Raw genomic sequence first — 24649 nt, 5'->3', positions numbered from 1 at the left:
TCCTATACCGGGCGAGTGATTATTCAGTGCCTTCAAACCAAGGCTTACGGGCAGTCATGATCAGCTCGCCCGCTTTTTCTTCGGTCATCCCTTCAACATCCAGCAGATCATCAATTGCTTGCTCAGCAAGGTCTTCCATCGTGCAGATACCTTTGCTGGCGAGAACCAATGCCAGATGCTTGTCCATGCCTTCCATGTTCAGAAGGTCTTCCGCCGGCTGTGCTGATTCGAGCACTTCTTCAGACGCAATCGCCTGGGTCAGCAACACGTCTTTAGCGCGATTACGCAGCTCAGTCACGATGTCCTCGTCAAGGCCATCAATCTGGAGCATTTCTTCCATAGGTACGTAGGCGATTTCTTCGAGGGTAGTAAAGCCCTCTTCCACCAGAAGTGTTGCGAAGTCTTCGTCGATATCGAGGCTGTTCATAAAGCCTTCAATAAAGCCGGACGCTTCTTCGTTCTGCTTCTCAATGGCGTCTTCTTCGGTCATGACGTTGATTTCCCAACCCGTCAATTCAGAAGCCAGACGAACATTCTGACCACCCCGGCCAATGGCCTGAGCGAGATTGTCTTCTGCGACCGCAACATCCATTGAGTTGGTTTCTTCATCAACAACAATTGATGCAACTTCAGCCGGAGCCATCGCATTAATGACCAACTGTGCTGGGTTGTCGTCCCAGAGCACGATGTCGATACGCTCGTTACCACCCAGTTCGTTAGTGACCGCCTGAACACGCGCACCGCGCATACCCACACAAGCACCTACTGGATCGATACGCTTATCGTTGGATTTAACCGCGATTTTAGCGCGCGAACCCGGATCACGTGCAGCCCCTTTAATTTCAATAACTTCTTCTGAAATTTCCGGCACTTCGATACGGAACAGCTCAATCAGCATGGCTGGCACAGTACGGCTCAGCATCAGCTGCGGACCACGGTTTTCCGGACGAATATCAAACAGAATGGCGCGAATACGATCGCCCATACGCATGATTTCACGACCAATCAACTGATCTTTAGGCATCAATGCTTCAGCGTTATTACCAAGATCGACAATAACGTTGTCACGAGTAACTTTCTTTACAGTGCCGCCGATCAGCTCGCCGACACGGTGTTCGTACTGTTCAACGACCTGAGCACGCTCAGCTTCACGAACTTTCTGTACGATGATCTGTTTTGCGGCCTGTGCGGCAATACGACCGAAGTCAGGGTTTTCTACCTGAATTTCGTAGGTATCACCCGGCTGCAGGTTGGTATCAATTTCGTGTGCTTCTTCCAGGGTCAGCTCATCACCAAGACCCGGTACCACATCATTGCTTACAACCAGCCAGCTACGGAAAGTTTCGTAGTCGCCAGTTTTACGGTCGATATCCACACGGATAACGGCCTCTTCATCTTCGTAACGTTTTTTCGCTGCTGCGGCCAACGCCGATTCGATCGCCTGAAAAATAATTTCCCTGGAAACGCCTTTCTCATTGGAAACCGCTTCCGCGACCAGGAGAATTTCTTTGCTCATCTTCTAGCCTCGCTTTGCAACCTTAATCCTTGAATTGTGGAACAACGTTAGCCTTTTCAATCAGCTCGATAGGCAACAGGTATTCGTTATCGTCAACGCGAAGAACGATGTCTTCCTGCTCCACACCAATTAATTGGCCCTTGAATTTCCGCCGCCCGTCAAACGCCATGCGTAAACGTACGTCGATAATATTTCCTGCTAATGACGCGTACTGCTCGAGTGTGAACACAGGACGATCCATACCTGGGGATGACACTTCCAGGTTGTAAACCTGAGAGATCGGATCTTCTACGTCCATCACACTACTGATCTGACGGCTGACTGCAGCGCAGTCATCAACGGTGATACCGTTTTCGTGATCAATAAACACACGCAATACTGTGTCTTTACCCTGGGAGAGATATTCAAGCCCCCAGAAGGTATATCCCATGGACTCAACGACCGGACCGAGCAGTTCGTTTAACAGACTCTCTTTTGCCACGACAAATTCTCCCGGGGATTTGGCTCTCGCCACAAACAAAAACTGGGCAACATGTGCCCAGTCCGCTACTGCCTTTTGCAGACCGGAACCTGCAGAGCAGATTCCTGTGATACTGAGCATCCATAAACAAACAATTTCAGAATGCCAGCTACTAAAAAGCCCCTGACGTGAGGGGCTTTTCAAATAAGCAGCCGCATTATACGCGCTGCCAATAAAAAAAGCGAACCCTGGTCCGCTTTCTCAGATGACCGTTGAGTCACGATCATCGGAATAAGTTGGTGCGGATGGCGAGACTCGAACTCGCACGAGCGTTGCTCACCACCCCCTCAAGATGGCGTGTCTACCAATTCCACCACATCCGCACACAGGGGAAGAAATTACTTAGTCGTTTCTTCCGTCGTTTCCACAACTGGTGCATCTACTTCAGCAGAAGCGTCCAGTTCTGGAGCGTCATCTTCAGACGGCGCGTATTCTTCCACAACTGGGGTGTCTTGCTCAAGTACTTCTTGCACTTCCAGAGTAGGAATTCCTGCTTCATCTGCACCAGAGGCCTTTTGCTTGGCATAAATGGCCAAACCAAGGCTGGTAATGAAAAACGAGGTAGCAAGAATTGCAGTGGTACGGCTCAGGAAGTTAGCAGAACCCGCAGAACCGAACACAGTCTGGGACGCACCCGAACCAAATGAAGCGCCAGCGTCAGCACCCTTACCTTGCTGCATCAGAACAAAAGCGATAATCGCGATAGCAATGACGATGTGACCGATGAGAATAATCTGTTCCATAAAATCCTGAGCCCTTATGCCCGACAAATACCGAGAAATTCATCTACATCGAGGGAAGCCCCGCCGACCAGACCACCATCGATATCCTGTTGTGAAAATAATTCAGCCGCATTTGCAGCTTTTACGCTTCCGCCGTAAAGCAAACGTGTGGACGCACCGAGATCTGTATTCCGTTGATTCAACAATCCACGAATAAACGCATGAATTGCCTGCGCCTGCTCTGGTGTTGCTGTTTCACCAGTACCAATCGCCCAGACGGGCTCGTAAGCAATGACTACGTTTTTCCAGTCCGTATCGGAAAGCTCTGAAATCAGCAGAGACATCTGGCTCCCAACAACTTCTTCAGCTTTTCCGCTCTGACGTTCTTCCAGTGTTTCACCAACACAGACAACAGCAATAAGACCGTTATCGAGTGCTTGGCGTGTCTTGCGCAGAACAACGTCATCCGTTTCACCGTAGAGAGTCCGGCGCTCTGAATGACCAATAATGACCATAGAGGCACCGAGATCCGTCAGCATTTCTGCAGACACCTCACCAGTGTAAGCACCACTGTCAGCCTCGGCGCAATTCTGCGCACCCACACTGACCTGACTGCCATCCGCGAGTGAGATCGCCTGGCTCAGATACGGAAACGGAGGAAACACAGCCAGATCACATGTGAGTTCACCGGCATTACGGAGCCCCGTAATCAAAGTGTCAGTCTGAGCGCGTGATGCGTTCATCTTCCAGTTTCCGGCTACTAATATGCGACGCATGTGTCACCCCAAAATTCAAAGAGCGCAGATACTATCTGAGAAGCTCCTCTGAAACAAGATAGTCAAGGCCGGTGACCACAGTCTAAGCCAGCGCTTTACTGACTTCTTCTGCCAGCTCCTGAGCCAGTAACTGGGTTACTGCCGGGTCATCTGCTTCTACCATGACCCGAACGAGTGGCTCAGTGCCCGATGGGCGCAACAGCACGCGTCCACGATCACCCAGTTTTTTCTCAGTGGCAGACAGCGCCTGCTGAACACGCTCGTTAGCCATAACATCCAGATCACGCTGACGACGAACATTAATCATGGTCTGTGGCATTTTACTCATGCGTTCAGTCCACTCTCGTAAACCGACGCCAGTATCGCGAAGAGCAACCAGCACCTGCAGCGCTGAAACAATTCCATCGCCTGTAGTATTGGCATCCAGACAAAGGAGGTGGCCGGACGATTCACCACCGAAGCGCCAGTTGTGCTCAACCAGTTTTTGCATCACGTAGCGGTCGCCCACTTTTGCGCGCACGAAATCAATACCCTGTTCTTTGAGCGCCAGCTCCAGACCGAGGTTACTCATCTGAGTACCAACAACACCACCATTTAACCGGCCTTGTTCGGCAGCATGGCTGGCAACGATGTAGAGTAACTGGTCGCCGTCGACCAGTTCACCAGTGTGATCGACCATCATGACGCGATCGCCGTCACCGTCAAAAGCGATACCAAGGTCGGCTTTCTGTTCCAGAACCGCAGCACGAAGTTTTTCTGGCGAGGTAGAGCCGCAGTCCTTATTAATATTCAGACCGTCTGGGGTATTGCCAATGGTGGTCACCGTAGCGCCCAGTTCACTGAATACTGACGGAGCAATCTGATAGGTTGCTCCGTTGCTGCAGTCCAGCACCAACTTCAGGCCACGCAGATTCAGAGAATTTGCCGTACCTTTGCAGAACTCGATATACCGCCCGGCCGCATCGTTGATGCGGACGGCCTTACCCAGTTTATCTGACTCAACACACTCAATCGGCTGATCCAGATAGCTCTCAATCTCAAGCTCCACCTCGTCGGGCAGCTTGGTACCGTCAGCTGAGAAGAACTTGATGCCATTGTCATAGTAAGGGTTGTGCGAGGCACTGATGACGATGCCGGCATCGGCACGGAAAGTACGTGTGAGATAAGCAATGCCTGGCGTAGGAATAGGCCCCAATAACCCGATATCAACACCGGCAGCAGACAGCCCGGCTTCCAGGGCTGATTCAAACATATAGCCGGAAATACGCGTGTCTTTACCAATCAGAATACGGCTCACTCCACGTTTGGCAAACACCTTACCGGCAGCCCAACCAAGACGCATAACAAACTCAGGGGTAATCGCCCCTTCACCGACCCGACCACGGATACCATCGGTGCCAAAATACTTTCTACTCATGCCCTTCCCTCAGGGTTGCATTCACGACCTGCAGCGCTTCCCAGGTCTTTTTAACATTGTGCGCCCGGATGATGCGTGCGCCCTTCATCGCGCAAACTGTTGCCGCTGCCGCACTGGCATCATCACGCTCGGTAGCGTCGTTGCTGGCGTTAAGCACATCAGCGATCATACGTTTACGGGATAACCCCGTCAGCAATGGGTATCCCAGCGCTGTGATCTGCTCAAGGCGATTCAACAGCGTGTAATTGTGTATACGCGTTTTACCAAATCCGAATCCCGGATCAAGCAGAATCTGTTCAGAGGCTATGCCTGCGGCCTGAGCGGCTTCGATGCGCTCTTTGAGAAAATTTCTGACATCCTGGACAACGTCATCGTACCTCGGGTTCTTCTGCATAGTGTCAGGTTCGCCCTGCATATGCATCAGGCATACAGGCAGGCCTGTCTCTGTAGCGGCCTTTAGAGCACCTTCTCTTCGCAACGCGCGCACATCGTTGATTAGGTGTGCGCCGGCTTTAGCAGACTCTCTGATGACCTCTGCGGTGCTCGTGTCCACAGATATCGCAACATCCAGTCTGGTCGCGATGCGCTCAACAACCGGCACTACTCGCTCAAGCTCTTCGGTGAAGGATACTGAGGCTGCGCCCGGACGGGTGGATTCACCGCCCACATCCAGAATGGTAGCCCCATCAGCGACCATACTCTCGGCATGAGCAATGGCTTTATCCAGCTGGTTAAACTGGCCACCATCGGAAAAGGAATCAGGCGTAACATTGAGGATACCCATTACGTGGGCGGTACTCAGATCAAGAGTGCGATTACCACAAGAAAGTTTCACAGGAAGAGGTCCGGATCAGATCATACGAGGGGATTTATAACAAAACAGGCACCGGAAACCGGTGCCTGTATGAGACATCAGAGCCTTAAGTGACTACTGACGTTCGCCAGCAGGCTCACCTGCCACATCATCGTCATCACTGGCCATGTCACGAGACTCTTTTTCAACCGAATCATCCGCAGACACTGCCGGAGAGCCACCTGAACCATCGCCCCAGCCTTTCGGCGGACGCGGCTTGGTGCCCGACATGATGTCGTCGATCTGATCAGAATCGATTGTTTCGTATTCCATCAGAGCATCTTTCATCATTTCAAGTTTATCGCGGTTATCGACCAGAATCTGAGTCGCACGCTGATAACAACGATCCAGCAGTTCTTTAACTTCAGAGTCGATAGAACGCGCAGTATCATCAGAAAGATGGGCCATCTGACCACCACCTGAGCTACCCAGATAACCGTTCTGCTCATCTTCCGAGTACAACTGAGCACCCAACTTGTCAGAAAGGCCCCACTTGGTGACATAGTTACGCGCATACTTGGTTGCACGCTCGATATCATTGGACGCACCCGTGGTCACGCCTTCTTTACCCAAGGTCAGCTCTTCAGCGATACGTCCACCGTAGAGCGAGCAGATGTTGCTCTCAATACCACGCTTACTGATTGAGTGACGATCTTCTTCAGGCAGGAACATAGTCACACCAAGGGCACGGCCACGCGGAATGATAGATACCTTGTAGACTGGATCGTGCTCGGGCACGAGTCGGCCAACAATCGCGTGACCAGCCTCGTGGTACGCCGTATTTTCTTTCTCTTTCTCAGACATGACCATGGTCTTGCGCTCGGCACCCATGAGGATCTTGTCTTTTGCCTTCTCGAACTCTTCCATCGTCACTTCAGAGCGATTCGCACGGGCTGCAAAGAGAGCAGCTTCGTTCACAAGGTTAGCCAGATCTGCCCCCGAGAAGCCTGGAGTACCGCGAGCAATAAGAGATGCGTTCACATCGTCAGACACAGGTGCTTTCTTCATGTGCACCTGCAGAATCTGTTCACGACCGCGAATATCCGGCAGACCGACCACAACCTGACGGTCAAAACGGCCCGGGCGAAGCAGCGCTGGGTCGAGCACGTCCGGACGGTTAGTCGCAGCAATCACGATGATGCCGTCATTAACCTCGAAGCCATCCATCTCAACCAGCAGTTGGTTCAGGGTCTGTTCGCGTTCGTCGTTACCACCGCCGATACCTACGCCACGGGAGCGACCCACTGCATCGATCTCATCGATGAAAATAATACAAGGAGCCTGCTTCTTAGCCTGCTCGAACATGTCACGTACACGAGAGGCACCGACACCAACGAACATTTCGACGAAGTCAGAACCGGAAATTGAAAAGAAAGGTACACGAGCCTCACCAGCAATCGCTTTCGCCAGCAGTGTTTTACCAGTACCAGGCTGACCAACCATCAGAACGCCGCGAGGGATCTTACCGCCCAGCTTCTGGTACTTGCCTGGCTCACGCAGGAACTCAACCAGCTCTTTCACATCTTCTTTGGCTTCATCACAACCAGCAACGTCACCAAATGTCGTCTTAATCTGGTCCTCACTCAGCAGCTTGGCTTTGCTCTTGCCGAAGGCCATCGGGCCGCCACGACCAGAACCGCCACCCTGCATCTGGCGCATAAACAGCATGAACACCGCGATAATGATAAGTATCGGCAAGGAGGCCAATAGTAACTGAGACAGGAAGCTCTGCTTCTCTGGTTTTTCGCCGATCACCTCGACGTCATTAACCAACAGAGTATCCATCAGTTTGTCATCAAACGCCGGTAATACAGACTCGAACGCCTGGCCACCACGGGATGTACCCTTGATGGATTGTCCGGAGATAGTTACTGATTCCACCTGACCGCTTTCGACAGCCTTCATGAACTCCGAGTAGGACCAACTGTTACTGCGGTCTACCGGGTTAAGCCCTTGAAACACCATCATCAGCACAGCGGCGATAACAGCCCATAAAACGAAATTCTTTGCCATGTGAGGCACCACCTTACTCGTACAGACCGCTATGCGGCCGGAATCACTATGCTTAGCTTAGCAGCCAATGCTCAGGGACGGAAACCTTTAGCGACGATATACACCTCGCGTGACCGCGCTCGTGATGCTTTAGGTTTACGAATCATTACTTTCGCAAACGACTGTTTCATATCAGCCAGGTAAGCATCGAAGCCTTCGCCCTGAAACACTTTGGCTACGAAACTGCCGTTTGGTTTCAACACTTGACGCGCCATGTCCAGCGCCAGCTCTACAAGATACATAGCGCCAGGCTGGTCAATAGACGACATACCACTCATATTGGGGGCCATATCCGAGATTACAAGGTCTACCGGACGACCATCGATCACATCGACAAGCTGGTCGTAGATTTCTTCTGTGGTGAAGTCCCCCTGAATAAAGGTCACATCAGCGATGGCATCCATTTCCAGGATGTCTGAAGCGATCACCAGACCCTTCTCACCAACCCGTTGAGCAACTACCTGAGACCAACCTCCCGGCGCAGAACCCAGGTCAACCACAACGGACCCCGGACGTATCAACTTGTCTTTGTCATCCAGTTCAATCAGCTTGTAGCTGGCACGCGTACGATAACCGTCCTGCTGCGCTCTCTGGACCCAGATATCATCAACGTGTTCTTTCAACCAGTCAGCACTGGATTTCGAGCGCGCCATAAGGCCATGTACTCCGTAATTTTACGTCTGCGAGGCACTCAGAGTGCAGTTATTCTCATGCACCTGAGGTATACTTTGGCCATATTTTACACCTTAAAGTCGAGCGACCGAACCCTATGGCGTTAAGCAACGAACAGAAGAAGGCCTACAGATCTATTGGCCATACCCTGAACCCTATTGTCACAGTGGCAGGCAACGGCCTCACTGATGGCGTCATGGAAGAGCTGAACCGTGCTCTCGATGATCACGAACTGATAAAAATCAAAGTATCAGTCGGTGATCGTGAGGTTAAAAAAGCGGTCATCACTGAGCTGGTCAAACGTACCGGAGTAGAATTGGTCCAGCAGATCGGCAACACCGCCCTGCTTCTGCGACGGAACCCGAAAGCAAAACCGGCTTTATCAAACCTGCAGCGCTGAGCGCCGCAAATCAGGACAAATTAACCACCGGACCCGTGCAGAGGTTGGATACCGAGCCCGCAGCGGGGATAATGCAAAATAAAAAAGGTTAAGCAGCGATGTCGAACATTGTTATTTCAGGCTCAGGCCTCTTTATTCCGCCACACACTGTCTCCAACGATGAACTCATCCAGGCGTACAACGCCTACGTTGAAAAGTTTAATGCTGAAAATGCCGCCGCGATTGAAGCGGGAGATGTTGAAGCATTACCTACATCAAGCAGCGAGTTCGTTGAGAAAGCTTCGGGCATCAAATCGCGTTATGTGATGTATAAAGAAGGGATGCTGGACCCTGAGCGTATGGCACCCACTTTCAAGCCAGCCCTGGCCGGTGACGAGCCAGAAACAGTCACTATGGCTATTGCGGCGGGTCGGGAAGCGATGGAGCAAGCCAATAAAAAGCCGGAAGACATCGATCTGGTGATCATGGGCACCACCAATCATCAGCGTCCCTATCCGTCTGCCGCGGTTGAAGTTCAGCAGAAACTGGGCATCAAAGGGTTCGCGTACGATATGGGGATTGCCTGCTCGACCATGACCTTTGCAATGATTAACGCCTTCACAGCCCTCAAGGCTGGGACAGCAAAGTGTGTTCTGGTGGTAAATCCTGAGTTCGCCTCTCCTCAGGTCAATCTCAAATCACGTGACAGCCACTTTATTTTCGGTGACGTCGCGACCGCAGTTGTCATGGAACTCGAAGATACCTGTACAGCAGATTACGCATTCCGCGTACTCGACACAAAGCAGATGACTACCTTCTCTGACAACATTCGCTGTGATGGGAACTACACCGATCACAACTTCAGTGACGACCAGCTACCAGAAGACCGTCCTTACTTCCGCCAGAATGGACGTAAAGTCTTCAAAGAGTTACTGCCTCTGGTCACCGGCTTCATTACAGAACAGTTAGGTGAGAACCACCTTGAGGCCAGCGACCTCAAGCGCATGTGGCTGCATCAGGCTAACCTGACGATGAACATGTTTGCCGCCAAGAAGCTACTTGGACGTGAACCTGAAGCGAACGAGACACCGATCGTTCTTGATGAGTTCGCAAACACAGCGTCTGCTGGCTCTCTGATCGCTTTCCACCGCCACAAAGACGGCTTCGAAAGTGGAGAGAAAGGTCTGATCTGCTCATTCGGTGCGGGTTACTCAGTCGGCAGCCTGTTAGTCGAGAAAATATAACGCCTGACAGCCCGATCCTTAAAGCCGCACATGTGCGGCTTTTTATTTGCCTGATCTTTTTCTTGTACGACAAAGGCGACGTTAGCACTAAGCCGCTGATAAATATCGGATAATCTGACAAAATGAGCGCTTGTCTAAACCAAGGTAAGATTCATGGGTCAGATTATCCAGACCGAAATGACCGAGCTGGTTACCCCCGGCATGGCCAACTTCTCCGGCAACATGCACGGCGGAGAATTACTTAAACTTCTCGATAAAGTCGCATACACCTGCGCAATGAGATACAGCGGCCACTATGCCGTCACCCTTTCTGTAGATAACGTACTGTTTAAGCAGCCCATTCACATTGGTGAGCTGGTCACCTGTCTCGCGACGGTCAACTACGTTGGCCGCACCTCGATGGAGATCGGCATCAAAGTCATCGCCGAAGACATTAAACTGAAAACCGTCCGCCATACTCATACCTGCTACTTCAATATGGTAGCCATGGACGAGAACAACAAACCAACGCCACTGCCACCGCTGGAACTGAAAGACGATGTTCAGGTTCGACGCTACAACAAAGCAATGAAGCGTCGCGAGGCCGGCAAGCGCCTGCAGAAAATGATGAAAGCCATTGAAGCGGATGATGGTTCGGATGAGCTGGGCGTAGATCTCGTCAGCTGCCCGTAACTCCAGCGCCACACAAGAACGACAGCCAGACCAATCAGGTCTGGTCTGCCATAAAGCGGCTGATCAGCTCGCGCCAGATAGACTTACCCAGGTCGTCAAAATCGGCCATGGTTGCCACCATCTCACTGCGCGCCTGCTGGTCAACAATCTGCTCTGGAAGAAGCGGGTCGTAAGCAATATCACGAAGCACCCGATCACCAATCAAAAAGCATTCCCGCGCAGCTACATCCAGCGGCTTATTCTCAAATGAAGACCGCCAGCTGAGCATCTCTTCCGTATTTTCTCGATAACGGGCATTAATCTCTGTAACCGGCCAGAGTGCTTCCGGTGAAGGTTCAGACTCCTCATTAAAACCGTCTGCGCGAAACACACACGCCTCAGATTCCAGCCCGAGATGGAACAGCTGTTGAGTAAGATCAGCTAAAGAAGCCTGCAGGTTATCAGGCCGGATGAGCAACCCCTGATAGAACTCACTGAAGCCCAGCATTTGTGTTGCCCTCTGGCGCTGGCGCAGCATCTTCCGGTCACGCCGCCCCAAGTGCGCCGTGTAGATAGTGATCCATTGTCCTTCCCACGGCCGTACTTTGTCTTCTGTACGCCGCCAGGCACTCTGACGCTCAGCCAGATGCCGCGCTGCAGGGCCGAGCACATACACACCACGCTCAGTCAGATCCAACAGATCCTGTCGCGCAAGGCGATTCAGAGTGACCCTGACATTGTTTGCTTCAACAGAAAAAAGCTCTGCCATACGTACCATCACCTGCGCAGAGATGGGCTGCTGCGCCTCTTTAACAAGGTTCAGAATTAGTTTCTTTGCGGGGTACGGACTATCGGAGTCAGGCATAGGGGGTTCTTATCTTGTTGTGATCACATACTAACATATCAGCCTGAAAGGAATAATTACTAGACTTATCTCAAAATGCCATATACCGTAATATTTATAATAAAAAACCAGGTCTGGTGTGACATATGAAAGATGACAGAGATTTATTCGAAACCGGCCTGCTTAGAGAATCTGCCCGACAGCGGCTAAACGATATTCTCGGCGAAGACACCATCCGGCGACTACAGCAGCGTTCTGATCTCCAGGGCGCCATCGGAGTAGCCAATTGCTGGCTGGCGATATCCTTATTGCTTGGCACGGCCTGGCTCGCTATGGATCAACTGGGCGACTGGTCTGTCCCTGTGGTTGCCCTCTGTGTGCTATTCCTTGGCGGACGCATCCTGGCCCTGGCCATCCTGACCCACGAAGGTGCTCACCGCACACTCTTTGCCAGCAGCAAGCTGAATGACACAGTAACTCATTGGCTATGTGCTGCCCCTGTCTATCTCGACCTTATAAAATACCGCCACCACCACGCTCAGCATCATATTCATACCGGGACCGACAAGGATGTTGACCTACCATTGATTGAAGGATTTCCCACTACCCAGAAATCCCTGATGCGCAAGTTCATTCGGGATTTCACCGGCCAGACGGGGCTGAAGTCACTGATTGGCCTGGCCATGATGAATGCCGAGCTGATTCGTTGGAACGTTACGGGTGTCGTCGACCGCCTGGAGCGTCCGGGCTGGCAAAAGTGCGATCACTTCCGCGCGTTTTTCATCAACAGCCGACGCACTCTGATATTCCATGCGGCATTCTTCGCCATCACATTCAGCCTTAACCTGACAGAACTTTTTGCACTCTGGTGGGCAGCGTATCTTTTTACTTACCCTTTCTGTATCCGGGTGCGAGCGATTGCCGAACACGCGGTAACAGAGCGTACTGGCGATATGTTAAAAAACACCCGCACGACACGTGCTGGCATCATGGCACGAGCCCTGTTCGCGCCGTGTCATGTTAACTATCACATTGAGCATCACGCCCTGGTCTCTGTGCCTTTCTGGCAACTTCCGGAGCTTCATAAGTTGATGCAAAAACATAAAATCACCCCGTCCCCTCCGAGTTACTGGCAGGTTCTGAAAACAGCCTCTTCAATCCAGTAATCTCAATAGTAGCACCCTACTAGCAGTACCCTATCGGCTCTTTGAGCCACCCCAACAAAAAAGCCCGCTGGATGCGGGCTTCTTTGTTTCACTCACGAAGTTAACACTGAGATTACACGTGCTTCACTTCGTCAATTTCATATTCAACCGTACCACTAGGGATATTCACCACGACAGTGTCCCCTTCTTCCTTACCAATCAGTGCACGAGCAATCGGCGAGGATACAGAAATACGGTTATTTTTAATGTCCGCTTCGTCATCACCCACGATCCGATATTCCACTTCCTCGTCGGTCTCGACATTGATGATGGTTACCGTCGTACCAAACAGAACTTTACCACTGTGCGGGATTGATTTGATATCAATCACCTGAGCATTCGACAGCTTACCCTCAATGTCCTGAATACGGCCTTCAATAAAGCCCTGCTGCTCTCGCGCTGCATGATATTCTGCATTTTCTTTCAGGTCGCCGTGCTCACGCGCATCTGCAATGTCCTGAATTACCCGAGGGCGCTCAACCGTTTTTAGCTGCTGCAGTTCTTCACGCAGTGCTTTTTCACCTTCGACAGTCATAGGATACTTTTGCATCGTATTTTGACTCCCTTGCTATAGAAGATGCCCGAAGTCCGTTACTTCGGGCATCTGGATATTATTTTTAATGTCGTTATGTCATTCGCGATATCGGAATAGCGCACTTCGACTGAATTAAATCGAAGCGTGCAACTCCTGCAGACGACGAACTTCTTTCAGACCTTCTGAACGCAATGCTTCAACAACAGCTTCTGCACCTGCCAGTGTGGTGGTGTAGTAAACTTTGTGCTGCAACGCGCTGCGACGAATGTCAGCAGAATCAACAATCGCTTGAGGGCCATCTGTCGTATTCACGATCAGAGCGATCTCGTCGTTCTTAATCATATCTACAATGTGTGGACGACCTTCATTCACCTTGTTAACGCGAGCGCTTTCGACACCCGCTTCACGAAGAACTCGACAGGTACCATCAGTAGAAATTACCTTAAAGCCACAAGCGATCAGGCCTTTTGCCACTTCGACAACGCCTTCTTTATCTGCATCACGGACTGACAGGAACGCCAGACCTTCATTCGGCAGGAATGCGCCTGCGCCCAACTGAGCTTTGAAGAAGGCTTCACCGAAGGTGCTGCCTGCACCCATCACTTCACCGGTCGATTTCATTTCAGGGCCAAGAATCGGATCGACACCCTGGAATTTATTGAACGGGAAGACCGCTTCTTTTACTGAGAAGTAAGACGGTACGACTTCCGTGGTGAAACCAAGTTCCGCCAGAGTTTTACCCGTCATCACTTTCGCAGCAATCGCTGCCAGTGAAGTGCCAATACACTTAGACACGAATGGAACCGTACGGGAGGCACGAGGATTCACCTCAATCACGTAGATTTCGCCATCCTGATACGCCAGCTGAGTGTTCATCAGACCGATAACGCCCAGCTCCATCGCCATTGCCGCAACCTGTTCGCGCATTTTGTCCTGCACGTCTTTGGCGAGGCTGTATGGAGGCAGTGAACACGCAGAGTCACCGGAGTGAATACCCGCCTGCTCGATGTGCTGCATGATGCCGCCGATAACCACCTGCTCGCCATCGCATACTGCATCGATGTCGACTTCGATCGCGCGATCGAGGAAGTGATCCAGCAGTACCGGAGAGTCGTTAGAGACTTTAACGGCTTCGGTCATGTAGCGACGCAGCGCTTTCTCGTTGTTAACGATTTCCATCGCACGACCACCCAGTACATAGGATGGACGCACCACCAGCGGATAGCCGATCTCAGTCGCTTTAGCGATCGCTTCTTCCGTGGAAGTCACGGTCGCGTTCACTGGCTGTTTCAGGCCCAGACGCTGGATCATCTGCTGGAAACGCTCACGGTCTTCAGCGCGGTCAATCGCCTCTGGTGACGTACCGATAATCGGTACACCGGATGCTTCCAGCTCGTCAGCCAGTTTCAGTGGTGTCTGGCCACCGTACTGAACGATAACGCCTTTAGGCTTCTCTTTAGCAACGATTTCCAGAACATCCTCCAGAGTCACCGGCTCGAAGTAGAGGCGATCTGACGTGTCATAGTCGGTCGATACTGTCTCAGGGTTACAGTTGACCATGATGGCTTCGAAACCTTCTTCTTTCGATGCCAGCGCCGCATGTACACAGCAGTAGTCAAACTCAATACCCTGACCAATACGGTTAGGGCCACCACCCAGAACGATGATTTTTTCACGATCTGACGGATTCGCTTCACACTCTTCTTCGTACGTGGAGTACATGTACGCGGTGTCTGTCGCGAATTCTGCCGCACAGGTATCCACACGTTTGTATACCGGGTGAATATTCAGCTTGTGACGGTGCTTACGGACTGTCTTTTCGGTCACGCCCAGCAACTGTGCCAGACGCGCATCGGAGAAACCTTTACGCTTCAGGCGGAACATGCGGTCGCCATTCAGCGCCTGCAGGCTGCTCTGAGCCACAGCTTCTTCTTCTTTAATCAGATCTTCAATCTGCACCAGGAACCAAGGGTCAATGGCAGAGTGCTCGTACACTTCTTCAACCGACATACCCAGACGGAAAGCATCACCCACGTACCATATACGCTCAGACGCTGGCGTACGCAGTTCAGAAATAACCTTGTCGCGGGACATTGGGTCTTTCAGATCCACCATTGGGTCGAAACCAACAGAGCCCACTTCCAGACCACGCAGGGCTTTCTGCAGAGACTCCTGCTGAGTACGGCCGATCGCCATCACCTCACCCACAGACTTCATCTGAGTCGTCAGACGACCATCCGCCTGAGGGAATTTTTCGAAGGTGAAGCGAGGAATTTTAGTAACTACGTAGTCGATCGACGGTTCGAACGATGCCGGAGTTGCACCACCAGTGATATCGTTCTGAAGCTCATCCAGGGTGTAACCAACAGCCAGCTTGGCAGCCACTTTAGCAATCGGGAAACCGGTCGCTTTCGATGCCAATGCCGAAGAACGGGACACACGTGGGTTCATCTCGATCACGACCATACGGCCGTCTTTCGGGTTGATACCGAACTGAACGTTAGAACCACCGGTTTCTACACCGATCTCACGCAGTACTGCCAGAGAGGCGTCACGCATGATCTGGTATTCTTTATCGCTCAGCGTCTGTGCCGGCGCAACCGTGATGGAATCACCGGTGTGGACACCCATCGCGTCGAAGTTTTCGATAGAACAGATGATGATGCAGTTGTCGTTTTTGTCACGAACCACTTCCATCTCGTATTCTTTCCAACCAATCAGAGATTCATCAATCAGCAGCTCGTTCGTCGGAGACAGGTCCAGACCACGGGTACAGATTTCTTCGAACTCTTCTTTGTTGTACGCGATACCACCACCGGTGCCACCCATGGTGAAGGATGGGCGGATGATGCAGGGGAAACCCAGAGTTTTCTGAACTTCACGTGCCTCTTCGATGCTGTGCGCGATACCGGCACGTGGACACTCAAGGCCAATTGCCTTCATGGCTTTATCGAAGCGGTCACGGTCTTCCGCTTTATCGATGGTGTCAGCGTTCGCACCGATCATTTCTACGCCGAACTTTTCCAGTACGCCCGCAGATTCCAGACCCAGAGCGCAGTTCAGTGCAGTCTGACCACCCATGGTTGGCAGCAGTACGTCAGGACGTTCTTTTTCAATGATCTTAGCGACGGCTTCGACAGTAATAGGCTCGATATAGGTCGCGTCGGCCATCGACGGGTCAGTCATGATGGTCGCTGGGTTAGAGTTCACCAGAATAACCCGGTAACCTTCTTCACGCAGTGCTTTACAAGCCTGTGCACCTGAGTAGTCGAACTCACAGGCCTGACCGATAACGATCGGACCAGCACCGATAATCAGAATACTTTGTATGTCTGTACGTTTTGGCATGTCTCGGTATTTCCTGTTTCTGTTACTTCGCGGCCTGGGCAGCTTCAATCAATTCAATAAAGTGGTCGAACAGTGGCGCAACGTCTTTTGGACCTGGGCTCGCCTCAGGGTGACCCTGGAAGCTGAATGCCGGACGATCCGTCAACGCGATACCCTGCAGAGTACCGTCGAACAGCGACTTGTGCGTCGCCTTCACGTTCGCAGGAAGTGACGCTTCAGTCACAGCAAAACCGTGGTTCTGAGCAGTGATCATCACGCGACCCGTCTCGATGTCCTGAACCGGGTGGTTACCACCGTGGTGACCGTGAGGCATTTTTTCAGTCTGGGCGCCGGACGCCAGAGCCAGCAACTGATGCCCGAGGCAAATGCCGAACACAGGGATCTTAGTTTCAAGAATTTCTTTGATCGCACTGATGGCGTAATCACACGGCTCAGGGTCGCCCGGGCCATTGGACAGGAAGATACCGTCCGGATTCATTGCCAGCACTTCAGACGCGGGCGTCTGCGCCGGTACGACGGTCAGATCACAACCACGCTCTGCTAATAAGCGCAGAATGTTGCGTTTCACACCGTAGTCGTATGCCACGACTTTGAACTTAGGATCACTGACCTGGCCGTAACCCTGACCCAGCGTCCAGTCTGATTCAGTCCACTTATACGACTCTGAAACAGTGACTTCTTTAGCGAGGTCCATGCCCTTCAGACCCGGGAAGCCTTTAGCCGCTTCCAGCGCTTCAGCAACCGCAGCGTCAGAATGCGCGTCTTCACGTGCAATCATGCAGCCGTTGAGCGAGCCCTTTTCACGCAGGATTCGGGTCAGGCGACGGGTATCAATGTCAGCGATACCGAGAACATTGTGTTCTTTCAGGTACACATCCAATGCTTTCTGATTACGGAAACTAGACGCAATCAGTGGCAGATCACGGATGATCAGACCGGTAGCATGGACGTCGTTTGACTCCTCATCTTCATCATTGGTGCCGTAGTTACCAATGTGAGGGTATGTCAGAGTAACCATCTGGCGGGCATAAGAAGGATCGGTGAGGATCTCCTGATAACCGGTCATAGAGGTGTTGAATACCACTTCTCCGACAGACAGACCTTCTGCACCAATACTGGTACCTTTAAAGATGCTGCCGTCTTCAAGAGCTAGAATTGCTGGCGTAGACAAGACTCGTTCCCCGAAATTTTACGATAAAACTGGTAGCGTATGCGCCCCGCTGACGCCCGACCGTCCTTGCGTGAGCCGTAAAAAAGCGGGATGGTGACTTTTCTGACTCCATCCCGCTTCCGGATCAATTCTGACAGTGCGTGACTGGCGTCCGCTGTACATACGTAAATTGCGCGGGATGATACAGAAATATTGACTGATTGTCCACGTGAGCTAATCCCACCAGACGTTTCCGCGAAGAGTTACAGCCCTGATACAAACTAATACTATTGTATAAGTTTTGTTATTAACGTATTCCCTTTTTTATCAGCCTTGCCCCATACTTGTGTCCCATCAGGAAAATAACTAAACACGGGGCCAGACCATGCATGGAGAAGCGCACGTCCGCCGCAGAATGAATCCTTCCAAGCGCAAACAACTATTGATGAAAGACGCTATTTCAGTGTTTGCTCTTCGCGGTATCGGCCGGGCCGGGCACACTGAAATCGCTCAACGGGCCGGAGTCTCAGTTGCTACAGTTTTCAACTACTTCAATACCCGTGAAGCTCTGGTAGATGAAGTACTGGACGAAGTCGAAAACTATCTGATCAATCTCTCCGTCAGTGCCGTCGAGAAACCAGGCAGTGCTGCAGAGGTTCTTGACCACTGCATCACCACTATCATTCAGGCGTGTAAGACCTATCCAGACTATTTTAAGATATGGCTGGAATGGAGTTCTTCGGTTCGTGAAGATACATGGCCACGCTATCTCACATTCCAGAACCAGATGATGTCTCTGATAGAAACACAGATACAAAATGCCGTTAATGACGGTCGGCTGGCTCCGGGTCTGCCCGCTCATGACCGGGCCCGATGGGCCTTGGGCAATGCCCATATGCTGGTAATGATGGTTTTCAGCCCTGACGCAGAAGACGAGTCTGCCATCCGAGAGCTCATATCAAGAGGCTTCAGTCACACTCTGGGGGTTAGCCCCGCCTGACCCTTCGGGTTATAACGCGCCACACACGTGGCGTGTTCTCCGCTTGCGGCCCAGAACAACCTTACATAGCATGGCCTCTCGGGGTTAACCTATTAAAAATTATCACAACAAGAGACTCATACCGTGAAACGCGCAATGTTTTCCTGTGCGGCGGCCGCTGCATTGCTACTGGCCATACCTTTCAGTGCACACGCTGAACCACAAGTCACAGAAATCGATGATTCCATCCCATGGGAAGTCACGTCCTCAGGCGATGAGGTGGGCGAAGTTTCGACCTGGCGCCGGGCAATCCCCGGAGCAGACGTAAAACAGTTTCGCGGTGAAGTGATTCTTAACGAGCCCGCGCTGAATATTCTGCTGACCATCGATACACCGGAAGACCTGCACAAGTGGGTCTACTTCTGTCGTGACAGCGCGGCCGTCCCGCCGGAATACAGCTACATGGAATACAAGGGCGTATGGCCCGTCGCTGCCCGCTACGTAACGATCAAAAGCAAATCGTGGATCGAGAACGACGTGATTTACATCAGCAGCCGTAACATTGACGATATCGGCCCTGAGCATGACAACATGGTCAAGATTCGCGAATTCTCGAACCTGTTCGAAATCACACCACTCAGTGAAGACATGACTAAGGTGCGCTTCACCACATTCGTTGATCTCGCTGGACGACTACCCTCATGGTTGGCAAACGCCGTATCCAGCCGAGCCCCATACGTTACACTCAGCGGTATGCGTGACCTGCTGGAAGAAGGCGACCGTGATTTCAGTGACGCAACTCCAGACGACCTGTCGAGTGTAGCCAAAGATAAAGAAGGTCTGAAAGCGCTGCTCGCCAAGATCGACGAACTGGACGACAGTGATCCGCTCGATCCAAACGATGACTGATCCTGATCACCAGATATAAGAAAGGCCGCAATCGCGGCCTTTTTTGTGTCTGGCAAAAGTCAGCAAGGAAGCGGAATGTATAGGTAATACATGAGCATTCCGCGCTGACTAGAGAAAACTGATGATTAACTCTGGGTTGCTGAGCGACGCTGCGACAAGGCAAAAACTGATGAGGAAGCGGAGTGTACGAGTAGTACATGAGCATTCCGAAGGAGTTTTTAAGGCAGTATCAGCGAGCTCAGCACGCAGAGATCAGAACCCCAGAACGTCCTGCATATCGTATAGCCCTGCTGGCTGCTCAGTCAGCCACTTCGCCGCACGCACAGCGCCCTTCGCAAAGGTCATACGGCTCTGTGCTTTATGAGTCACCTCAACACGCTCGCCTTCGGTGGCGAACATCACAGTGTGGTCACCGACAACGTCTCCACCACGAATGGTCTCAAAACCAATCTGCTTGTGCGGGCGAGCACCCGTCTGGCCCTCGCGGCCGTAGCAAGCCACTTCGTTCAGATTCCAGCCCATGGTTTCTGCAACGACTTCGCCCATGCGCAGTGCAGTACCGGATGGCGCATCGACTTTATGACGGTGGTGCATCTCGATCACTTCGATATCACTGTCTTCACCCATCACCTTGGCTGCCATGCGCAGCAGGTTCAGACACAGGTTCACACCCACTGAGTAGTTAGGCGCAAATACGATACGGGTATCTGCCGCAGCCGCTTTCAACTTCGACTTCTGTTCATCTGTCAGTCCTGTCGTGCCAATCACAATGCCTTTGCCATGCTTCTGGCACAGTTCGACATTCGCCATGGTCGATTCAGGCGAAGTGAAGTCGATCAGTACATCGAAGTGAGGGATTGCTTCTTCGACCGAAGTGACAGCCTTCACGTCCAGGGTCGTGGCCAGACCAGCAATGGCACCGGCATCAACACCAACCATAGGGTCATTCTCAAGAACGATCGCACCTGCGACTTCAGCGGCTTCATCATTGTGGACGGCTTCGATCAGCACGCGCCCCATACGACCGGCAGCACCGGTGATAGCAATTCGGGTCATTATTCTTCTGCTTTGTAGATAGGATAAATAGACGGCCTAAGGATACCGAAGGCATGGGGTAAGGAAAAGCGCGGGAAAGGCCAGAGTGTCGCGCATGGGGTGCGCTACTACAAATTACGACGCCAGACCGTTGACGAAGAAGTCAGTACAAGGCAAAAGAGGCCCGGGTACGCGCAGTGTATAAGTCATACATGAGCATTCAGGGAATTATAACTATCTGAGGTAGCCGCTTATGAATTGATAGCGTTAACGAGGCCGCCGGAGCAAGGCAAATTCGATCGAGAGCGCGGAGCGTACTTTAGTACGTGAGCAATTTCGTAGGTAACGACAATCTCATCGATACACCAAACCGTCGGCGAAGAAGTCAGTACAAGGCAAAAGAGGCCCGGAAACGCGCAGTGTATAAGTCATACATGAGCATTTCCGGGCCTCTTTTAACGCCGTAATGACGATGCAGACAGGTCTGGTCAAATGTCCTCGAAGAAGCGTTTAACCCCCTCAAACCAGGATTTTTTTTGTGGCGAATGCTTTTCTCCTGTCAGCGACTCCTGAAACTTCATCAGCAGATCTTTCTGCTCATTCGTCAGGTTCACTGGCGTTTCTACCTGCACGCGACACAAGAGATCACCGGCGGTACCACCACGCACTGGCGTTACGCCTTTCCCACGCAAGCGAAAGAGTTTGCCTGACTGTGTTTCCGCTGGGATCTTCAGTTTCACACGACCATCGAGGGTTGGCACTTCAAGTTCGCCACCCAGTGCTGCATCAACAATGCTGATCGGCACATCGCAATACAGGTTGCGACCATCCCGGTGGAACAACTCATGCTCTTTCACCGACACCTGAACGTAGAGGTCGCCTGCTGGGCCACCCATAGCGCCTGCTTCACCTTCGCCTGACAGACGAATACGATCACCTGTATCGACGCCCGGTGGAATTTTCACTGAAAGCGTTTTGGTTTCTTCTTTCACACCGCGACCGTGACAGCTGTTGCACGGATCTTCGATCATGGTGCCCTGACCACGACAGGTCGGACAGGTCTGCTGCACAGAGAAGAAGCCCTGCTGCATACGCACCTGACCCGCGCCACCGCAGGTACCACAGGTCTTAGGTGACGTACCTGGCTTGGCACCTGAGCCATCACAGGTTTCACAACTTGTCAGGGTGGGTACACGGATTTTCTTCTCGATACCGCGTACGGCTTCTTCGAGAGAAAGCTCCATGGTGTAACGCAGATCTGAACCACGCTGTGGTCCACCGCGACCGCCCCGGCCACCGCCGCCACCAAAGATATCACCGAACACATCGCCAAAGATGTCGCTGAAGTTAGCACCGCCGCCACCGAAACCACCGCCACCGGCGTTCGGGTCGACACCTGCGTGACCATACTGGTCGTACGCGGCACGCTTCTGTTGGTCACCCAGAATTTCGTAGGCTTCAGTCGCTTCCTTAAACTTAGCGTCTGCATCTTTATCATCCGGGTTACGGTCCGGATGGTACTTCATCGCCAGTTTACGGTAAGCCTTCTTCAGCTCCTTCGCGTCGACATCCCGGCTAACACCGAGAACTTCGTAATAATCCCGCTTGGACATGATTCACCTGTTAATTAAAACCGCTTCGCAGCTCCGCTACGAAGTAAAACGCGGCAAACTGGTTGCCGCGTCCACTGTTCTTACTATGACAAAGGCGTAACAAAAACTCGTCACGCAGTCTCCGGACCGTCGGCGAGGCCGCTAGCGCAAGGCGGAAAAGAGTAAGGAAGCGCAGTGTATAAGCCATACATGAGCATTCCGAACTCTTTTCCAACACCGCGATAGCAACGCAGCCAGGTCCAAATATTACTTGTCTTTAACTTCTTCGAACTCAGCGTCAACTACATCGTCGTCTTGAGAAGCGCTGTCCGCCTGCTCTGCACCACCTGCGGCTTCAGCCTGTGCTGCCTGCTCTGCGTAAAGCTTCTGCGCCAGAGATGAAGACGCTTCTGTCAGAGCATTGGTTTTGGCTTCGATGTTGTCTTTGTCGTCGCCTTTCAGTGCTTCTTCCAGGTCAGCGATGGCTGCTTCGATGGCTGATTTCTCATCATCGGTCGCTTTGTCGCCGGCTTCTTCCAGTGTCTTACGAGTCGCGTGGATCAGACCATCCGCTGTGTTGCGAACCTGAACCATTTCTTCGAACTTCTTATCCGCTTCAGCGTTTGCTTCCGCGTCAGACACCATCTTCTCGATCTCTTCGTCGCTCAGACCCGAGTTCGCTTTAATCACGATGGACTGCTCTTTGCCAGTCGCCTTGTCTTTCGCGCTAACGTTCAGAATACCGTTGGCATCGATGTCGAAGGTCACTTCAATCTGTGGCATACCACGTGCTGCTGGCGGAATGTCTGCCAGGTCGAAACGACCCAGTGACTTGTTCTGCGCAGCCTGCTTACGCTCACCCTGTACCACGTGAATGGTTACCGCGGTCTGATTGTCTTCTGCGGTTGAGAATACCTGCGATTTCTTAGTAGGAATCGTGGTGTTTTTCTCAATCACTGGGGTTGCTACGCCACCCATGGTTTCGATACCGAGGGTCAGCGGAGTCACGTCGAGCAGCAGAACGTCTTTAACATCGCCTGACAGTACCGCACCCTGAATCGATGCACCGACAGCAACTGCCTCATCCGGGTTAACATCCTTACGTGGCTCTTTGCCGAAGAACTCAGAAACCGCCTTCTGAACCATTGGCATACGGGTCTGACCACCCACCAGAATGACTTCGTCAATTTCTGACGCACTCAGATCAGCATCCGCAAGTGCAGTGCGGCATGGCTCGAGTGAACGCTTAACCAGCTCTTCTACCAGCGACTCCAGCTTAGCGCGGGTCACTTTGACGTTAAGGTGCTTAGGACCAGACGCATCAGCAGTGATGTACGGCAGGTTTACGTCAGTCTGCTGGCTTGAAGACAACTCAACTTTCGCTTTTTCTGCGGCTTCTTTCAGACGCTGCAGGGCCAGCGGGTCGTTGTGCAGATCGATACCGCTTTCTTTCTTGAATTCGTCCGCCAGGTATTCGATCAGACGCAGGTCAAAGTCTTCACCACCAAGGAAGGTGTCACCGTTGGTCGCCAGAACTTCAAACTGCTTCTCGCCGTCTACGTCCGCAACTTCGATGATAGAGATATCGAATGTACCACCACCCAGGTCGTATACCGCGATAGTACGGTCACCCGACTGCTTGTCGATACCGTACGCCAGCGCCGCTGCAGTTGGCTCGTTGATAATACGCTTGACTTCGAGGCCCGCGATTTTACCGGCGTCTTTTGTTGCCTGACGCTGTGAATCGTTGAAGTAAGCCGGAACAGTAATTACTGCTTCAGTCACTTCTTCACCCAGGTAGTCTTCTGCAGTTTTCTTCATTTTCTTCAGAACTTCTGCAGACACCTGTGGCGGTGCAAACTTATCGCCTTTCACTTCAACCCAAGCGTCACCATTGCCCGCTTCGATGATTTTGTAAGGCACCATTTTGATGTCTTTCTGAACGACGTCGTCTTTGAAGCGACGACCGATCAGACGCTTAACTGCGAACAGCGTGTTCTGTGGATTAGTAACAGCCTGACGTTTTGCAGACTGACCAACCAGAGTCTCGTCGTCGGTGTAAGCGATGATAGAAGGGGTTGTACGATCACCTTCGGCGTTCTCAATAACACGCGCCTTGTCACCGTCCATAATCGCAACACATGAGTTAGTGGTGCCGAGGTCGATACCAATAATTTTACCCATAATTGAATCTCCAATTTGCCGCCTGCTGCGGCTATCTGAAACTTTGTAAAAACAGCGTTATCTGTC

The 24649-nt window shown here is 52.0% G+C and carries 21 protein-coding genes and 1 tRNA gene; 6 read left to right on the top strand and 16 right to left on the bottom strand.

All coding sequences use genetic code 11. From position 1 onward, the window contains the following. Nucleotides 1-19: 19 nt before the first annotated feature. The 9 genes from nusA to rlmE form a co-directional block, all read right to left on the bottom strand. Entirely contained in the window at nucleotides 20-1516 is a 1497-nt protein-coding gene (gene nusA / locus AC5E51_RS00290) for a transcription termination factor NusA (RefSeq protein ID WP_068443176.1), read from the bottom strand. 22 nt (nucleotides 1517-1538) lie between these two features. Then, complete coding sequence (rimP, locus tag AC5E51_RS00285) at nucleotides 1539-1997, bottom strand: ribosome maturation factor RimP (RefSeq protein WP_297530396.1); 459 nt, start codon at nucleotides 1995-1997, stop codon at nucleotides 1539-1541. A 276-nt stretch (nucleotides 1998-2273) separates the two neighbouring features. Continuing rightward, nucleotides 2274-2359: transfer RNA gene (locus AC5E51_RS00280), tRNA-Leu, on the bottom strand. Between the two features lie 15 nt (nucleotides 2360-2374). Then, on the bottom strand, nucleotides 2375-2779 hold the full coding sequence (secG, locus tag AC5E51_RS00275) for a preprotein translocase subunit SecG (protein ID WP_068438055.1): 405 nt from the start codon (nucleotides 2777-2779) through the stop codon (nucleotides 2375-2377). 14 nt (nucleotides 2780-2793) lie between these two features. Beyond that, the gene (gene tpiA / locus AC5E51_RS00270) at nucleotides 2794-3534 is read right to left on the bottom strand and encodes a triose-phosphate isomerase (protein ID WP_068443174.1); all 741 of its coding nucleotides are present in this window, start codon (nucleotides 3532-3534) and stop codon (nucleotides 2794-2796) included. 82 nt (nucleotides 3535-3616) lie between these two features. Beyond that, nucleotides 3617-4951: a phosphoglucosamine mutase gene (gene glmM, locus AC5E51_RS00265; protein ID WP_491777913.1), complete on the bottom strand. Its 1335-nt coding sequence runs from the start codon at nucleotides 4949-4951 to the stop codon at nucleotides 3617-3619. Further along, nucleotides 4944-5786, bottom strand: coding sequence for a dihydropteroate synthase (folP, locus tag AC5E51_RS00260; RefSeq protein ID WP_491777912.1), 843 nt, complete (start codon nucleotides 5784-5786; stop codon nucleotides 4944-4946). Before folP ends, glmM begins: the two co-directional genes overlap by 8 nt. A gap of 93 nt (nucleotides 5787-5879) precedes the next feature. After that, a complete protein-coding gene (gene ftsH / locus AC5E51_RS00255; RefSeq protein ID WP_491777911.1) occupies nucleotides 5880-7817 on the bottom strand; it encodes an ATP-dependent zinc metalloprotease FtsH in 1938 nt (645 codons plus the stop codon). A 71-nt stretch (nucleotides 7818-7888) separates the two neighbouring features. Beyond that, nucleotides 7889-8509 (bottom strand): 23S rRNA (uridine(2552)-2'-O)-methyltransferase RlmE, encoded by a 621-nt coding sequence (gene rlmE, locus AC5E51_RS00250; protein ID WP_491777910.1) that lies wholly within the window; start codon nucleotides 8507-8509, stop codon nucleotides 7889-7891. Nucleotides 8510-8625: 116 nt separating this feature from the next. Here rlmE and AC5E51_RS00245 point away from each other — a divergent pair, with 116 nt between their 5' ends. The 3 genes from AC5E51_RS00245 (at nucleotide 8626) to AC5E51_RS00235 (ending at nucleotide 10823) form a co-directional block, all read left to right on the top strand. Next, complete coding sequence (locus AC5E51_RS00245) at nucleotides 8626-8928, top strand: YhbY family RNA-binding protein (protein ID WP_297530411.1); 303 nt, start codon at nucleotides 8626-8628, stop codon at nucleotides 8926-8928. A gap of 98 nt (nucleotides 8929-9026) precedes the next feature. Beyond that, complete coding sequence (locus AC5E51_RS00240; protein WP_491777909.1) at nucleotides 9027-10151, top strand: beta-ketoacyl-ACP synthase III; 1125 nt, start codon at nucleotides 9027-9029, stop codon at nucleotides 10149-10151. A gap of 153 nt (nucleotides 10152-10304) precedes the next feature. Then, the gene (locus AC5E51_RS00235; RefSeq protein WP_068437929.1) at nucleotides 10305-10823 is read left to right on the top strand and encodes an acyl-CoA thioesterase; all 519 of its coding nucleotides are present in this window, start codon (nucleotides 10305-10307) and stop codon (nucleotides 10821-10823) included. Nucleotides 10824-10857: 34 nt separating this feature from the next. Here AC5E51_RS00235 and AC5E51_RS00230 read toward each other — a convergent pair whose 3' ends face one another. Further along, on the bottom strand, nucleotides 10858-11667 hold the full coding sequence (locus AC5E51_RS00230; RefSeq protein WP_491777908.1) for a PaaX family transcriptional regulator: 810 nt from the start codon (nucleotides 11665-11667) through the stop codon (nucleotides 10858-10860). A 125-nt stretch (nucleotides 11668-11792) separates the two neighbouring features. On the opposite strand from AC5E51_RS00230, the gene AC5E51_RS00225 reads away from it, so the two are divergent. Continuing rightward, a complete protein-coding gene (locus AC5E51_RS00225; protein ID WP_491777907.1) occupies nucleotides 11793-12812 on the top strand; it encodes a fatty acid desaturase family protein in 1020 nt (339 codons plus the stop codon). Nucleotides 12813-12924: 112 nt separating this feature from the next. Here AC5E51_RS00225 and greA read toward each other — a convergent pair whose 3' ends face one another. From greA to carA, 3 genes are all read right to left on the bottom strand, one after another. Further along, nucleotides 12925-13401, bottom strand: coding sequence for a transcription elongation factor GreA (gene greA, locus AC5E51_RS00220; RefSeq protein ID WP_068437926.1), 477 nt, complete (start codon nucleotides 13399-13401; stop codon nucleotides 12925-12927). Nucleotides 13402-13518: 117 nt separating this feature from the next. Then, nucleotides 13519-16734, bottom strand: coding sequence for a carbamoyl-phosphate synthase large subunit (gene carB / locus AC5E51_RS00215; protein WP_491222432.1), 3216 nt, complete (start codon nucleotides 16732-16734; stop codon nucleotides 13519-13521). Between the two features lie 22 nt (nucleotides 16735-16756). Continuing rightward, nucleotides 16757-17905, bottom strand: coding sequence for a glutamine-hydrolyzing carbamoyl-phosphate synthase small subunit (gene carA / locus AC5E51_RS00210; RefSeq protein ID WP_301387704.1), 1149 nt, complete (start codon nucleotides 17903-17905; stop codon nucleotides 16757-16759). A 364-nt stretch (nucleotides 17906-18269) separates the two neighbouring features. On the opposite strand from carA, the gene AC5E51_RS00205 reads away from it, so the two are divergent. Then, a complete protein-coding gene (locus tag AC5E51_RS00205) occupies nucleotides 18270-18884 on the top strand; it encodes a TetR/AcrR family transcriptional regulator (RefSeq protein ID WP_491777906.1) in 615 nt (204 codons plus the stop codon). Nucleotides 18885-19007: 123 nt separating this feature from the next. Further along, nucleotides 19008-19772 carry an SRPBCC family protein gene (locus AC5E51_RS00200; RefSeq protein ID WP_139325707.1) on the top strand — a complete coding sequence of 255 codons (765 nt, stop codon included), beginning with the start codon at nucleotides 19008-19010 and terminating at the stop codon, nucleotides 19770-19772. A gap of 252 nt (nucleotides 19773-20024) precedes the next feature. Here AC5E51_RS00200 and dapB read toward each other — a convergent pair whose 3' ends face one another. From dapB to dnaK, 3 genes are all read right to left on the bottom strand, one after another. Next, the gene (gene dapB, locus AC5E51_RS00195; RefSeq protein ID WP_491777905.1) at nucleotides 20025-20828 is read right to left on the bottom strand and encodes a 4-hydroxy-tetrahydrodipicolinate reductase; all 804 of its coding nucleotides are present in this window, start codon (nucleotides 20826-20828) and stop codon (nucleotides 20025-20027) included. A gap of 467 nt (nucleotides 20829-21295) precedes the next feature. Next, nucleotides 21296-22420 (bottom strand): molecular chaperone DnaJ, encoded by a 1125-nt coding sequence (gene dnaJ / locus AC5E51_RS00190; protein WP_076513440.1) that lies wholly within the window; start codon nucleotides 22418-22420, stop codon nucleotides 21296-21298. 246 nt (nucleotides 22421-22666) lie between these two features. Then, on the bottom strand, nucleotides 22667-24583 hold the full coding sequence (dnaK, locus tag AC5E51_RS00185) for a molecular chaperone DnaK (RefSeq protein WP_068435358.1): 1917 nt from the start codon (nucleotides 24581-24583) through the stop codon (nucleotides 22667-22669). Nucleotides 24584-24649 lie beyond the last annotated feature (66 nt).

The sequence above is a fragment of the Thalassolituus sp. genome (genome assembly GCF_984348125.1).
The sequence above is the reverse complement of the archived record's forward strand: the minus strand, read 5'-3'. Positions and strand labels throughout refer to the sequence as shown.